The organism is Faecalibacterium sp. I4-3-84 (assembly GCF_023347255.1).
GTDB classification, from domain to species: Bacteria; Bacillota; Clostridia; order Oscillospirales; family Ruminococcaceae; genus Faecalibacterium; species Faecalibacterium taiwanense.
The window spans coordinates 2796813-2810612 of record NZ_CP094466.1 but is presented as its reverse complement, the minus strand read 5'-3'; the positions used below and the strand labels follow the sequence as shown (position 1 = coordinate 2810612).

Genomic DNA, 13800 nt, shown 5'->3' with positions numbered 1-13800 from the left:
TATAGTGTGAGAAATCACTTCTCGTAGACTTCAGGCTTGAGCACACCCACATAAGGCAGGTTGCGGTATTTTTCATCGTAGTCCAGACCGTAGCCCACCACGAACTCGTCCGGCACCTGGAAGCCCTCGTAGTCGGGCTGGATATCGGCCTTGCGGCGGCTGGGCTTGTCCAGAATGGTGCAGATCTTTACCGAGTTGGGGTTGCGCATCTTGAGCATGGGCACCAGATTCGAGAGGGTGACACCGGTATCCAGAATATCCTCCACGATCAGCACATCCTTGCCGGACAGATCACCGTCCAGATCCTTGATGATCTTTACAAGGCCGCTGGTAACAGTGTTGCTGCCACCGTAGCTGGACACCACCATAAAATCGATGCTGCAGGGAATGCTCACCGCACGCATCAGGTCGGCCATAAACACCACCGAGCCCTTGAGGATGGACACCAGAACAAGGTTCTTGCCCTCGTAATCCTTGCTGATCTGGGCACCCAGCTCAGCAACCTTTGCCTTTAACTCTTCTTCACTGACCAGAACAGTCTTGATATCATCATGCATACTCATGTTATTTCCTCCCTATGTTCCATTTCCATCTGCAGCACCTGCGCAGTGTCTGCATCCGGGGCAAGGCCCTCGGCAAAGCCCGCACCGCAGACCCACAGTACTTCGCTGCCCGCCGCCAGCAGCGGCAGCTGATCGCGCTGGCTGGCCGGGATGCCCGTTTCGTTCATCCACTTGCGCAGCCGGTTGTGTACACTTCGCCCCGCCGGGCGGTAGACATCTCCCGGCTGGCGGGTGCGCAGGACAAGACCAGCATACAACGTAGTTATTCTAGCATAATCCGCCTGATTTTTTAAGTCTTTTTTATGAACGACTTGTATTTTTTCTTCAAAATCAGCCGTAAAAAGCCCTGCAGTCACCTTCCAGCCGCCCGCAAGGCAGTATTCTGCCTGTTTTTCCGGCTGAAAGGGCTGGCTTTCCAGCCGTTTGTCTTCCTGCTGCCGGGGCCGTTCCGGCACAATCTCCTGCCAGAAGCATCCGTCTCCGGCACAAAAGCGCACCCGGTCAGTCAGCTGTACCGCACCGCTGCCGCGCCGCACAAGGCCGCACAGCAGCTGCACATATTTTTCCTCTGCGTCACGCACGGGAGCCGTCAGCGAATGCATGGCTGCTTCCAAAATAAGCGCATCCGCAGCGGAAAGCGGGCCCAGCCGCCACACCGTGCAGGCTTCCGGGCTTTTGATGGCAGCCTGTGCCGCATCCAGACGTGCAGCAGAAAGCAGCTCTTCGGCCTTCCGGGCAAAATAGGCATCCGCGCGGGCTGCCTTCTCGCAGAAGCGGGCAAGGTTTTCCACCGCTGCGCCGTTGGTGCTCTGCAGTGCAGGCAGTGCCGCACGGCGCACCCGGTTGCGGGCATAGGCATCGGTCGCGTTCGTCTCATCTGTGACCCATGCCTGCCCGGCTGCACGGCAGAAGCTTTCGGTATCCTGCCGGGTAAGGACCAGCAATGGCCGCAGGTAGCACCCGCGCTTTGGCCGGATGCCTGCCGCACCGTGCAGCCCCGTGCCCCGGGCCAGCCGCAGCAGCAGGGTCTCAGCCTGATCATTTGCAGTATGGGCCGTTGCAACGGCATCTATCCCCTCCCCGCACAAACGCGCAAAGCAGGCATAGCGCAGGCGGCGCGCCCAGTCCTCCCCGGCATGTTCCGACGGCAGGCCCACTTCGTCGGCCATCTCTGCAGCATGGAACACCCGCAGCGGCACACCCAGCCGGGCGCATTCCGCCCGCACAAAGGCTTCGTCCCGGTCAGCGCTCTCACCGCGCAGGCCGTGGTTCACATGGCAGGCCGAAAGCACAAACCCGAATTCCGGCTGCAGGGCCAGCAGGATGCGCAGCAGTGCCATGCTGTCTGCCCCGCCGGACACTGCCGCGGCCAAGTGCAGCGGCTCACCCGGACAAAGCAGCTTTTCTCGCAGAACAAACATGCGCACATACGCCAGAATTTTTTCATTGTTCATCAGCGTTTAAAGTCCACATCCATAAAGCGGGTGTGGGCACCATCCCAGCCCAGCGGCACCGTGCTGGTCTCGCCGTGACGGTTCTTCGCCACGATGCACTCTGCCGTATCGGCATCCACCTCAGCGCCGTCCGGGTTCTGGCTGGCATAGTAGGAATCGCGGTACAGGAACAGAACGCAGTCGGCATCCTGTTCGATAGAACCAGAATCGCGCAGGTCGGAAAGCTGGGGCCGGTGGCTGGAATTGTTGCCCTGCTTTTCCACCGCACGGGACAGCTGAGAAAGTGCGATGATGGGCACATTCATTTCCTTTGCCATGATCTTAAGGTTTCGGGTGATGGAGCTGATCTCCTGCACGCGGTTCTCGCTGCGCTGGCCGGTGGTCATCAGCTGCAGATAGTCGATGACAATGAGGCCCACATTCGGGCGGGTGGGGTCCTGATTCACCCGGCGGATCTTCGCCTTCATCTCGGTGATGGTGATGCCGGAGGTATCGTCCATATAGATGGGTGCATCGTGCAGCTTTTCGGTGGCAAGGGCCAGATATTCCCAGTCCTCGGCGCGCAGGGCACCGGTGCGGAATGCCTGACTGTCGATGCCGGCCTCAGCAGAAAGGATGCGGTTCGTGAGCTGTTCCTTGGTCATTTCCAAGCTGAAAATGGCCACCGGCACCTTCTGCTGCATGGCCACGCGGGTGGCGATGTTCAGCGCAAAGCTGGTCTTGCCCATACCGGGGCGGGCCGCAAGGATGATGAGGTCGCCGCGGCCAAGACCGGTGAGCACCGTATCCAGCAGGCGGAAGCCTGTGGGGATGCCCTTGTATTTGTCCGCATCCGGGCCGCTGATCTTCTGCAGGTTGGTCAGGGTCTCCACCATGCTGGAGGAAAGCGGTGTCAGTGCGCTGGAATCGCGGCCGGAGCGGATCTCATAAATGCGCTGCTCCGCGTTTTCCAGCAGCAGGTCGGCATCCGGCTCATCTCCGGCATCCTGCAGGATGTCCTTTGCAACGCCCATCAGCTGGCGCACCAGATACTTTTCCTGCACGATCTGGGCATAGGCCTTCACGTTGGAAATGCTGGGCACCGTCTCGGCAAGGCCGGTCAGGTACACCTTTGCTTCGTCGGCACTGGGGAACACGCCGTCCGAGATAACAGCGTCCAGCAACGTCACAAAGTCGATGGTCTGGTCGGCGGTGAACAGGCGCAGCATTTCGGAGTAGATCTGCGCATTCTGCCGGGTGTAGAACATCTCCGGCCGGATGATCTCCACCAAGTCGGTGAGCGTTTCCGGTTTGAGCAGCACCGCACCCAGCACGCTCTGCTCTGCCTGCATGTTGTAGGGCAGGTTGATGCCCACGCTTTCCAGATTCAGTTCATTGGAATAATGTCGTTCATTCGGCATGGTAGTTTATCCTTTTGCATCATTTCGCTGAAAAGCCAAAAAGCGCCCCCTGCTGTGAGGGGGCGCAGATGGCAGAAAAATCAGGCCTGTTCCACTTCCACCATGATCTTGAAAGAAGCGACCACACCAACGTGCAGACGGACCTTGCCGTTGAACACACCGGCATCCTTGATGTCCTTGGTCTCCAGCTCGATCTTCTTCTTATCGATGGGTGCGCCTGCCAGCTGAGCCAAAGCATCGGCAACTTCCTTGCCGGTGACTTTGCCGTGCAGACGGCCGGATGCACCGCCCTTGGCCTTGATGGTCACGGTCTTGCCCTCGATCTTTGCGGCCAGATCCTTGGCAGCAGCTACGGTCTCAGCCTCGTGGAAATCGGCAGCAGCTTCCTTGCTGCGGGCAACGTTCACAGCGCTGGCATCTGCCACAGCGGCCAGCTTGCGCGGGAACAGATAGTTGCGGGCGTAGCCGTCGGAGACCTCGTGGATCTCGTCCTTCTTGCCAATGCCCTTGATATCCTGCTTGAGAATCACTTTCATGATGTTATCCCTCACTTCTCACCGGAAAACCGGTGCAGTTGTTGTGTTTATAGTATAGCGCATTTGTCGCTTTTGGGCAAGAGGAAGCGCGCATTGCAGCATTATCCTCAAGTGAACTCTCCCCCAGTCTGCTTCGCAGACAGCCCTCTCTGAGATGGGGCCTTTGGCAAAACCGAAGGCTTGTCCTTTTCGCCAGAGGCTCCCTCGTTGAGGGAGCTGGCATCACGCAAGTGATGACTGAAGGAGTTTTCTTATTTCAGTTCCTTTGCGGCCACGTCCAGAGCTACCTCAATGACCTTGTCCATGTCATAGTACTTATACTCGCCCAGACGGCCGCCAAAGATCACGTCCGGCTCCGCATCGGCCAGCTTCTTGTACTCGGCATACAGGGCGCCGTTCTTCTCGTCATTGACGGGATAGTACGGCTCGTCGCCCTTTTTCCATTCAGCACTGTACTCGCGGCTGATGACCGTTTTGGGCTGGGTGCCGAACTCAAAGTGCTTGTGCTCGATGATGCGGGTGTAGGGAGTTTCCGCATCGGTATAGTTGACCACCGCGTTGCCCTGATAGTTGTCGGTGTCCAGCACCTCGGTCTCAAACCGCACGCTGCGGTACTGCAGCGCACCCAGCCTGTAGCCAAAGTAGGCATCCACCGGGCCGGTGTAGACCACCTTCTCGGCCAGAGCGTTCAGATTTTCGCGGTCGGCCAGATAGTCCACATTCAGCCGCACCTCGGTGCCGTCCAGCATCTTTTCCACCATGGCGGTGTAGCCGCCATTGGGAATGCCCTGATACAGTGCGTTGAAATAGTTGTCGTCGTAGGTGAAGCGCACCGGCAGACGCTTGATAATGAAGGCCGGCAGTTCGGTGCAGGGGCGGCCCCACTGCTTGCCAGTATAGCCCTTGATAAGCTTTTCGTAGATATCGGTGCCCACAAGGCTGATGGCCTGCTCTTCCAGATTCTGCGGGTCGGTGATGCCTGCTTCTTTCTTCTGCTCCTCGATCTTGGCCTTGGCTTCGGCAGGGGTAACAACTCCCCACATCTTATTAAAGGTGTTCATATTGAAGGGCAGGTTGTAGATCTCGCCGTGGTAGTTTGCCACCGGGCTGTTGGTGTAGCGGTTGAACTCTGCAAACTGGTTCACATACTGCCACACAGCCTTGTTGTTGGTATGGAAGATATGTGCACCGTAGCGGTGGACGTTGATGCCCTCCACCGGCTCCGTGTAGATATTGCCTGCAATGTGGCTGCGCTTATCGATCACAAGGCACTTCTTGCCTGCCTTTTTTGCTTCCTGTGCAAAGACCGCGCCGTAAAGGCCGGCACCAACGATCAGGTAATCGTACTGTTTCATGGGTGTGATCCTCTCTGTTCCGTTTATTTTCCTTCTACATCGCCCTTTTTCTGCGATGCATAGTATTTGTCGATGGCACCTTCGATGCGGGCACGGGCTGCTTCCGGCGTGATATGCTTGAGCTGTGCTGCTGCCATGGTCTGGTGGCCGCCGCCGCCCAAAGATTCCATGATCACCTGCACGTTCACGGCACCCAGACTGCGGGCCGAGATGTTCACGCCTGTGCCCACCTGCACTGCCACAAAGCTGGCATCCACGCCCTGAATGGTCAGCAGATCGTTTGCCGCCTGTGCAATGGCCACGCGGGCTTCCGGTGCCACCTCGCCGCTGACGGAGATCGCGCAATTTTTGTACATGCGTGCTTTTTCCACCAGATCAGCCTTGGCATTGTACTCCACCATGGTCACATCGAACAGCTGGCGCACCCGCTCCGTCTCCGCGCCATAGCGGCGCAGCGCAGCGGCAGCTTCAAAGGTACGCACACCAGTGTGCAGGGTAAAATCGCGGGTATCCAGCATGATGCCGGACAAAAGGCCCTCGGCCTCCACACGGTTGGGCTTGTCGTCGCGCTCGCCCACGTACTGCAAAAGCTCTGTGACCAGCTCACTGGCCGAGGAAGAATACGGCTCATGGCAGACCAGCGCCGGGTTCTCGATGTAGCCCACACCCTTGCGGTGGTGGTCGATCACGGCTACCTTGCCGCATTTTTCCAGAATATCCTTGCTTTCCACAAGGCCCACCTGATATGTATCCACCACGATGCACAAAGTGCGCTTGGAGATGATAGGCAGTGCGTCCTTCGGGTCGATAAAGTCGTCCTTCTGGCCTGCACGGCACAATGCATCGATCAGGCTGCCCGCAAGGGTAGCGTCACGCCGCACCGCGATCACCGCCGGGACATCGCATATTTTGCAGATGCGCAGCACGCCCTCGGCGGAGCCGATGGCATCCAGATCGCTCATGCGGTGGCCCATAATGACTACATGATCTGCTTCCTTGATCAGCTTCACCAGCTGATCGGCCACGATGCGGCTGCGCACCTTGCTGCGCTTTTCCACGCCGTGGCTCACGCCGCCGTAGAACGTAAAGCCGTCCGGTGTCATTTCAGCGGCCTGATCGCCGCCGCGGCCCTGCGCCATATCCAGCGCCTGCACGGCCATATCCTGGGCTTCCCGCAGAGTCTTGGCCCCGCGGCCAATGCCGATGGACAACGAAAGGTTCACGCTGGGATCCAGCGCACGGATCTTGTCCAGCACATCGTAGCCGCGGTTTGCGAACTGCTCCATCTGGCGCTCTTCCACCACAGCGATATAGCGGCCGCTGGCCACACGGCGCAAAAAGCCGCTGCCCCGGCCGATCATATCCTCCAGCGTGCGGTTGATGCCTTCCAGCAGGCGGGCACGCTCGCTGTCCAGCATGTCACCGAACACATCGTCGTAGCCGTCCACCAGAAATACCAGATAGCCCGGACGGCTGGCTTTGTATTCCGCCTCCACCTTGCGCAGGGCGGTCTCCTCGTTCAGCACCAGAAGGGTCATGCTCTCCGCATCGCCGGGCACCGTGGAGCTGTGTACGCTCCACATGCCGTCCGCGAGAGTCAGCAGCTGGCCCTCCTGCTTGCGGCACTGCTGCAGATCAAGGCCGGGCAGCACCTTCTGCACACGGCTCACCAGCGCATCCTGCCCGTTCAACAGGCGGGTGCGGAACTGTGCATTGTACCACAGCACCGTCTCACCGGAAAGCAGCGCGGCCGGCTGAGAGAGCGGCTCCAGACTGAACTGCAGCTTGGAGCCTTCAAAGCTGCCACCGCACATCCACCGGGCCACCCACTTGCGCAGCTGGCAGCGGAACAGCACCACCACAACGCCCCACAGCACCACCAGTGCCAGCAGCGCCGGCCATGCCGTGGGCCGCTGGATCAGCAGCACCAGCACCAGCAGGCCGCACAGCACGGCCAGACTGGCGGTGAGCATCTCCAATGTCCATCTTGGTTTTTGTTTCATCAAATCTCCTGCCTTCCGCCGCATTGTTTGCGGCAGCGTGCCCGGATCAGACCTCCATCAGGATGGGAAGGATCATCGGGCTGCGCTTGGTGCGCCGATAGATATAGCTGCTCAGTGCCTCGCGCACGCGGGTCTTGACGCTGTTCCAGTCGCGCACATGTTCATCCACGCAGCGGTCCAGCGCATTTTCCACGATGCTCTGTGCACCGTCCATCAGGCTCTCATTCTCGCGCACATACACAAAGCCGCGGCTCACAAGGTCCGGGCCGGCCAGCACCTTGCCGGTCTTGCTGTCCACGGTGGCCACAATGATCACCAGACCGTCCTCGGACAGGTGCTTGCGGTCGCGCAGGACCACATTTCCCACATCGCCCACGCCCAGACCGTCCACCATGACGGCACCGGCAGTCACCGGCTCGCCCAGCTTCATCTCATCCTGACTGAGGACGACATTGGAGCCATTCTCCGCAATGAGGATGTTGCTGGTGGGGATGCCGAGGCTTGCAGCGGTGAGGGCATGCTTTTTGAGCTGCTTGTACTCGCCGTGCACCGGCAGGAAATACTTGGGCTTCGTCAGGGTGAGCATGAGCTTCTGCTCTTCCTGACAGGCGTGGCCGGAAACATGCACATCGTACATGCTCTCGTAGATGACCTCTGCCCCCAGCAGCAGCAGACCGTTGACGATCTTGGTCACGCTCTTCTCGTTGCCGGGAATGGGATTTGCCGAAATGATAATGAAGTCGCCGGGGCCCACGCGCACCTGACGGTGGCTGCAGGATGCCATACGGGAAAGGGCACTCAAGGGTTCGCCCTGGCTGCCGGTGGTAATGAGCACTACCTGCTCCGGGGGATACTGGTTCAGCTCATCCACGCTGATGAGGGTGCCCTCCGGGATGTGCATATAGCCCAGCTCCTGCGCCATGGCGGTGTTGTTCACCATGCTGCGGCCGCTGAATGCCACCTTGCGGCCATCCTCCACGGCCAGATCGATGATCTGCTGCACGCGGTAGATGTTGGAAGCAAAGGTGGCAATGATGATCCGCTTGTTGCGGGCACGGGCGAACAGATTGCGCACGCCTGCAGCCACCTTCTGCTCGGTGGCGGTAAAGCCCGGACGCTCGGAGTTGGTGGAATCGCTCAGCAGGGCCAGCACGCCGTGCTGACCGTACTCGGCCAGCGTGGACAGGTCGGTGACGCCGCAGGCCAGCGGAGTGTAATCGATCTTGAAGTCACCGGTCTGGATGATGGTGCCCGCCGGACTGTCGATGGCAAAGGCCACCGCATCCGGGATGGAGTGGTTCACATGGATGGGCTCAATGGTAAAGCAGCCCAGCTTGATCTTCTGTCTGGGGGTGATCTCCACGAACTTGGTCCTGCCTGCCAGACCGAACTCCTCCAGCTTGTTGCGGATCAGGCCGCAGGTCAGGCGGGTGCCATAGATGGGCAGGTCAAGTTTCTGCAGCAGATACGGGATGCTGCCGATGTGGTCTTCGTGGCCGTGGGTGATGAGCAGGCCCTTGATCTTATCCTTGTTCTGCACCACAAAGGTGAAGTCCGGGATGACCATATCCACGCCGTACATGTCGCTGTCCGGGAACACAAGGCCGCAGTCCACGATGATCATGTCGCCGTTGCACTCGTACACGGTCATGTTCTTGCCCACTTCGCCCAGACCGCCCAGCGGGTAGATGTGGATGGGCACAGCGGCCTCTCTGGGCTGCTGCGGGCGGCGGGGCCGACGGTTATAATAAGGGCGGCGGGTGGTGCGGGGGCGCTTTTCGCCCGTCTGCGCGGCGGGTGCGCCGGTGCTCTGAGCAGCAGCTGCTGCCTTGCTGCGTGCGGAATTATTGGTATTTTCTTTCGACTGTGCCATTCTGACCTCCAAAATAATTACAGCGCAGGCCGTCCCCGCTTGTGGGAACAGCCGCGCTGTGCATGGGAAGCACCTTGAAAAATCGCATCGGCTTCCGTTGGATGCACCGTATAGAATTTATTTCTCAGCGTGTTTTTTGCAAACCGCTGCCTGTTCCGTAAGAGGTTTTGTGCCAGATAGGTCCATCTGCTCGATGCGACCGTGGCTTTTCTGTTGGAACGCCCGGGCACACGCCTGCGGTGCGCCCCTATACGCATTTTGTTAGGATAAGTATAGTATTTCCCGGCGTTTTTGTCAATTCCAAGGTTTGGCAGCTCCGGCACGGAATATACATTCGCACTTGACAGAAGCCGGAAAATAGCGCTAAATAGAAGCAACTCATTTTATAAGGAGAACCGCATGAAGCAGGTCGAAGTGTACACCGACGGCGCATGCAGCGGCAATCCCGGCCCGGGCGGCTGGGGTGCCGTGCTGCGCTACCGTTTTAACGGCAAAGTTTACGAAAAAGAGCTGAGCGGCGGCGACGACAGCACCACCAACAACCGCATGGAGCTGACAGCCTTTATCGAAGCACTGCGCCAGCTCAAGGAGCCGTGCGAGGTGCGGCTGTGCTCCGACAGCCAGTATGTCATCAACGGGCTTCAGAAGGGCTGGGCCAAAAACTGGCAGCGCCGGGGCTGGAAAAAAGCAGATGGCTCCCCTGCCCTGAACCCGGACCTCTGGGCACAGGCACTGGAGCAGGAAGCCCGGCACAAGATCACCTATGTCTGGGTCAAGGGCCACGCAGGCCACCCGGAGAACGAACGCTGCGACCAGCTGGCCGTGGCCCAAAGCAAAGCACATGGCGGGAGGCAGGGAACATGAGCGACACATTTTTGCCCGGCAGTGGGTTCGACACCTACGAGAGTCAGGATAAGGTTCTGGTGCAGATGGACGGCAGCAGAGAATGCGCCGTAGCTGTGCGCATTTTACAGCAGCAGGGCTTTGCCGTGGCGGGCGCTGCCGTGCGGCTGGCAGCAGAACAGACCGCCGATGCGGAAAGCGCCAAAAAGGCAGCAGAGGCCCTTGGCATCGAGTGCATCGTGCTGAACGCCGAAGCACTGGCCGGGCAGGACGCAGACGTTCTGGGCGAAGGCGGCACGCCGCTGTTTGCCGCCCTGCTGACGGCTGCAGACAAGCTTGGGATGCAATATGTGGCAACCACTCACCGTGCCCGGGTGGAGACCAGTGCAGACGGCGTGCACACCGTCTGCCCGCCCGCAGGCACCGGCAGTGATGACAGCACGATTCTTGCAGCTCTGCCGCAGGAAACGCTGGCACGGCTGATCTTGCCGCTGGGCGATTTTGCCCCGGAAGATGTGGCGGAGATGGCCGAGGATTTTAAAGTTTAACCGTACGTTTCAAATGGTCTCCGTTGCACTCTGGCCATATTCAGCGGAAACATTATTTTTATATTAGAATTCCGGAAAATCTGCGGATTTTCCGGAATTCTTTTTTTACAGGCAAGGCCGCTGCGGCACACGGCATCTGCTGTTTTTGCTTCCTGCGGAAACAGCAGCACGGCGGCAGAAATGCATTCTGCGGTTCGGACCCCATTCCCGTGAAAATGAAAATCGGAAACATCCGCAGATGTTCCCGATTTTCGCATTATCAATATAATTTCCGCTGAATATGGCGCAGCACACGCGGAGCCATTCCAAATCGTTTTGTCAGTTCTGGGGATGCACGATATCGCGCCAATCCAGATCGCCGCGCTCCAAGCCGTGGATCAGCACCTCGGCAGTGGCAATGTTGGTGGCCATGGGGATGTTGTGCACATCGCACAGGCGCAGCAGTGTCATTTCGTTGGGTTCGCTGGGCTTTGCGTTGATGGGATCACGGAAGAACAGCAACAGGTCGATCTCATTGCAGGCGATGCGGGATGCGATCTGCTGGTCGCCGCCCTGCACACCGGCCAGAAAGCGCTGCACCTGTAAGCCGGTAGCCTCTGCGATCAGTTTACCGGTGGTGCCGGTCGCTACCAGTTTATGCTGGCTCAGGATGCGGCAGTACGCCGTACAAAACTGAACCATCAGCTCCTTTTTGGAGTCATGCGCAATGAGTGCAATCGTCATCCGTTACCCTCTCCTCTTCCTAAACGATTGGAACGCTTTTGTAAAAAAGTCCTTCGCCTGAAATGATATCACAAAATCCAATCTTTTACAACTGTTTTTTATACAGAATATTCAATTTTGTTTTCTTTTCAGGGATGTTTCCATTCAAAACCCCGCTGCAGTGCCCTTTCCCGTGTCGGTTTTGTCTCCCGTTTTCAGTTCTCCGGCGCAATGGCATCGGGGTTCTGCTCGGTGTCTGCGGCGGGCTGCTGCTCGTCCTGCACGGCAGGCTGGGCTTCCCCTTCTGCTGCCGTTTCCGGCGCAGCGGTGTCTGCGGCGGGTGTCATCTGTGCAGGCTGGGCTGCGGCATTGCCGGTGGTCTGGCCTGCAGCGGCCTGCGCTGGGTCAGTGGTCTGCGCCTGATCTTCCTGCTGGGCCTGCTCGGCTTCCTTTTCCGCTTCGGCCTGCTGGGCAAGGCTGCCATCCTTCAGGGCAAAATAGGCATTTGCAATATCCACCACCAGATCACCGGTACGGGCACCATAGCCTCCGTACTCAATGCTAATGCCAATGGCGATCTGCGGATCATCCGCCGGGAGGTAAGCCACCATCATGGCGTTCAGATAGTGCTTGCCGGGCGCATAGGTCTCGCTGCGCTGAGGTGTACCGGTCTTGCAGGCGATCGGCACCGGATAGCTGGAAATTTTGCCGCTGATGGTGCTGGGCACCTGCTTCATGCCCTGCCGCACCAGCTCAAAGGTGTTACCGGTGCCTTCGATCACATCCATGACCTCGGGCTTGGTCTCGCTGAGCACCTCGCCGGTGTTGGTGTCCAGAATGGCCTTGACGAAATGGGTGCGGTAACGGGTGCCGTTGTTGGCCAGCGTTGCCGCGTAGGTAGCCAGCTGGATGGGCGAGACCACCGTGTTGCCCTGACCGATGGCGGCCTGCACATCCAGCGATGCCATATAGTTGGAGTCGCTCTTGGTGGTCAGACGGCCCACGGCCTCGCTCACCTCCACACCGGTGCGCTGGCCAAGACCCAGCTTGTAGGCATAGGCATCGTACACATCGCTGGTCAGGCGGCGGCCAACATCATAGAAGAAGATGTTGCAGCTCCACTTGATGGCCGTTACCACATCGATGTTGCCGCTGTGGCCATGGCGGGTACAGCGGGGGTGGTAATCCTTGAAGTAGTTGTACACGCCGTTGCAGTAAACGGTAGAATACTGGTTGATGAGGCCGCTGTCCAGTGCAGCCACCGCCACGGCGGGCTTGAAGGTAGAACCCGGCGTATACAGGCCCTGCAATGCGCGGTTGAACAGCGGCAGGCTCGGGTCGGAGCTGTACTCGCTGTAGTTAGCGGCATACAGGTTCTGGTCATAGCTGGGATAGTTGGAAGCAGCCAGCACACTGCCGTCCTTCACGTCCAGCACCACCACCGCACCGGCGGCAGCTTTCATGGTGCCGGTATTGTACACGCGGTTGATCATATCAATGTTGTCCGCCAGTACCTTGTCCACGGCACGCTGGAAGTTGCTGTCAATGGTCAGCTGCACGGTATGGCCCGGCTCCGGCACAGTGGTGAGCTTTGTATCCACGATCACGCCGTCCGAATTGCGGGTGATGGTCTCCACGCCGTCCTTGCCGCGCAGCTCGTCCTCATAAACGGATTCCAGACCAGAAATGCCCAGAACATCGTTCATGTTATAGCCTTTTTCCCGCAGCGGATAGGTCACCTGACCGTTGGAATCGGTCACCTTCCACTTTTCCGCCGTGATCTTGCCCACACGGCCCAGCACCGCCGGGATGATATCGCTCTGGTCGTAGCTGCGGGCGCTGGTCTCCACGATCTCCACACCTGGCAGCTGCAGGCTGTGCTCCTTGATGGTGGCCACCGCGAGGGTGCTCACGTTCTCCGCCATGACAAAATTGTTCACATTGGAGAACGCCTGCCGGTCCATCTCGTAGTGGATGCCGGCCAGCACACGCTGCCATTCCGGCGAAAAATCCTGCAGATCGTTCTTTTCCACCAGCATTTCCATTACATCGTTGGCGGTGGCGTACTGCTGCAGACCAAGCGTTTCCTTCATGTCTGCCAGCTGCTTCTGGTCGCTGGTGGACGTGTCATCGTCCGTAAAGGCGTAATTGCCTGCTGCGTCCGCCTGACCGATCAGCAGCGTATCATTCCAGCTCTCGCCATTCGCACGCAGCAGCTCCACGATCTGCTGCAGCATGGTATCCAGATTCCGGTCGCCCATCAGCAGTTTGTTGAGGACCACATTGTAGCTTGTGGTTGTGGTGGCAATGCGCCGCCCGGCGCTGTCCACGATATCGCCGCGGGCCGCCGTGACCGTAAAGTTATAGTCGGTGGTGTTGGTGGCCTTGGCCTTGAAGTCGTCGCCGTTGACCAGCTGCAGAAAGATCAGCCGCATCACGTACAGGCCCATGATAACACATGCCACTGCAATGAGCAGGATCATCCGGCGCGCAACGGTTTTTCGTTCGTTTTGGTTCATCCGC

General features: G+C 58.8%; 11 protein-coding genes. 2 read left to right on the top strand and 9 right to left on the bottom strand.

Annotation, left to right across the window (positions count from 1 at the left end; genetic code table 11):
- Positions 1–14: 14 nt before the first annotated feature.
- The 7 genes from hpt to MTP41_RS13985 form a co-directional block, all read right to left on the bottom strand.
- A complete protein-coding gene (gene hpt / locus MTP41_RS14015) occupies positions 15–563 on the bottom strand; it encodes a hypoxanthine phosphoribosyltransferase (protein WP_005940003.1) in 549 nt (182 codons plus the stop codon).
- Positions 560–2017, bottom strand: coding sequence for a tRNA lysidine(34) synthetase TilS (tilS, locus tag MTP41_RS14010; RefSeq protein WP_249235768.1), 1458 nt, complete (start codon positions 2015–2017; stop codon positions 560–562). The genes hpt and tilS overlap by 4 nt, the downstream gene beginning before the upstream one ends.
- On the bottom strand, positions 2017–3417 hold the full coding sequence (gene dnaB / locus MTP41_RS14005) for a replicative DNA helicase (RefSeq protein WP_005939997.1): 1401 nt from the start codon (positions 3415–3417) through the stop codon (positions 2017–2019). Before dnaB ends, tilS begins: the two co-directional genes overlap by 1 nt.
- Before the next feature lie 80 nt (positions 3418–3497).
- Positions 3498–3953 (bottom strand): 50S ribosomal protein L9, encoded by a 456-nt coding sequence (gene rplI, locus MTP41_RS14000; RefSeq protein WP_005939994.1) that lies wholly within the window; start codon positions 3951–3953, stop codon positions 3498–3500.
- A 251-nt stretch (positions 3954–4204) separates the two neighbouring features.
- Positions 4205–5308, bottom strand: a complete 1104-nt coding sequence (glf, locus tag MTP41_RS13995; RefSeq protein WP_249235767.1) for a UDP-galactopyranose mutase — start codon at positions 5306–5308, stop codon at positions 4205–4207.
- Positions 5309–5331: 23 nt separating this feature from the next.
- Positions 5332–7311, bottom strand: coding sequence for a DHH family phosphoesterase (locus MTP41_RS13990; protein WP_242959357.1), 1980 nt, complete (start codon positions 7309–7311; stop codon positions 5332–5334).
- A gap of 46 nt (positions 7312–7357) precedes the next feature.
- Positions 7358–9184 carry a ribonuclease J gene (locus MTP41_RS13985; RefSeq protein ID WP_249235766.1) on the bottom strand — a complete coding sequence of 609 codons (1827 nt, stop codon included), beginning with the start codon at positions 9182–9184 and terminating at the stop codon, positions 7358–7360.
- A 399-nt stretch (positions 9185–9583) separates the two neighbouring features.
- Here MTP41_RS13985 and rnhA point away from each other — a divergent pair, with 399 nt between their 5' ends.
- Positions 9584–10048: a ribonuclease HI gene (rnhA, locus tag MTP41_RS13980; RefSeq protein ID WP_005939979.1), complete on the top strand. Its 465-nt coding sequence runs from the start codon at positions 9584–9586 to the stop codon at positions 10046–10048.
- Complete coding sequence (locus MTP41_RS13975) at positions 10045–10575, top strand: hypothetical protein (RefSeq protein WP_249235765.1); 531 nt, start codon at positions 10045–10047, stop codon at positions 10573–10575. The genes rnhA and MTP41_RS13975 overlap by 4 nt, the downstream gene beginning before the upstream one ends.
- A 318-nt stretch (positions 10576–10893) precedes the next feature.
- On the opposite strand, the gene mgsA is transcribed toward MTP41_RS13975, so the two are convergent.
- A complete protein-coding gene (mgsA, locus tag MTP41_RS13970) occupies positions 10894–11298 on the bottom strand; it encodes a methylglyoxal synthase (protein ID WP_005939970.1) in 405 nt (134 codons plus the stop codon).
- Between the two features lie 194 nt (positions 11299–11492).
- A complete protein-coding gene (locus MTP41_RS13965; protein WP_249235764.1) occupies positions 11493–13796 on the bottom strand; it encodes a peptidoglycan D,D-transpeptidase FtsI family protein in 2304 nt (767 codons plus the stop codon).
- Between the last annotated feature and the right edge of the window lie 4 nt (positions 13797–13800).

Bases quoted from the DNA above. Each gene is read 5' to 3' on its own strand.
- hpt (WP_005940003.1), bottom strand. From the start codon at position 563: ATGAGTATGCATGATGATATCAAGACTGTTCTGGTCAGTGAAGAAGAG.
- tilS (WP_249235768.1), bottom strand. From the start codon at position 2,017: ATGAACAATGAAAAAATTCTGGCGTATGTGCGCATGTTTGTTCTGCGA.
- dnaB (WP_005939997.1), bottom strand. From the start codon at position 3,417: ATGCCGAATGAACGACATTATTCCAATGAACTGAATCTGGAAAGCGTG.
- rplI (WP_005939994.1), bottom strand. From the start codon at position 3,953: ATGAAAGTGATTCTCAAGCAGGATATCAAGGGCATTGGCAAGAAGGAC.
- glf (WP_249235767.1), bottom strand. From the start codon at position 5,308: ATGAAACAGTACGATTACCTGATCGTTGGTGCCGGCCTTTACGGCGCG.
- MTP41_RS13990 (WP_242959357.1), bottom strand. From the start codon at position 7,311: ATGAAACAAAAACCAAGATGGACATTGGAGATGCTCACCGCCAGTCTG.
- MTP41_RS13985 (WP_249235766.1), bottom strand. From the start codon at position 9,184: ATGGCACAGTCGAAAGAAAATACCAATAATTCCGCACGCAGCAAGGCA.
- rnhA (WP_005939979.1), top strand. From the start codon at position 9,584: ATGAAGCAGGTCGAAGTGTACACCGACGGCGCATGCAGCGGCAATCCC.
- MTP41_RS13975 (WP_249235765.1), top strand. From the start codon at position 10,045: ATGAGCGACACATTTTTGCCCGGCAGTGGGTTCGACACCTACGAGAGT.
- mgsA (WP_005939970.1), bottom strand. From the start codon at position 11,298: ATGACGATTGCACTCATTGCGCATGACTCCAAAAAGGAGCTGATGGTT.
- MTP41_RS13965 (WP_249235764.1), bottom strand. From the start codon at position 13,796: ATGAACCAAAACGAACGAAAAACCGTTGCGCGCCGGATGATCCTGCTC.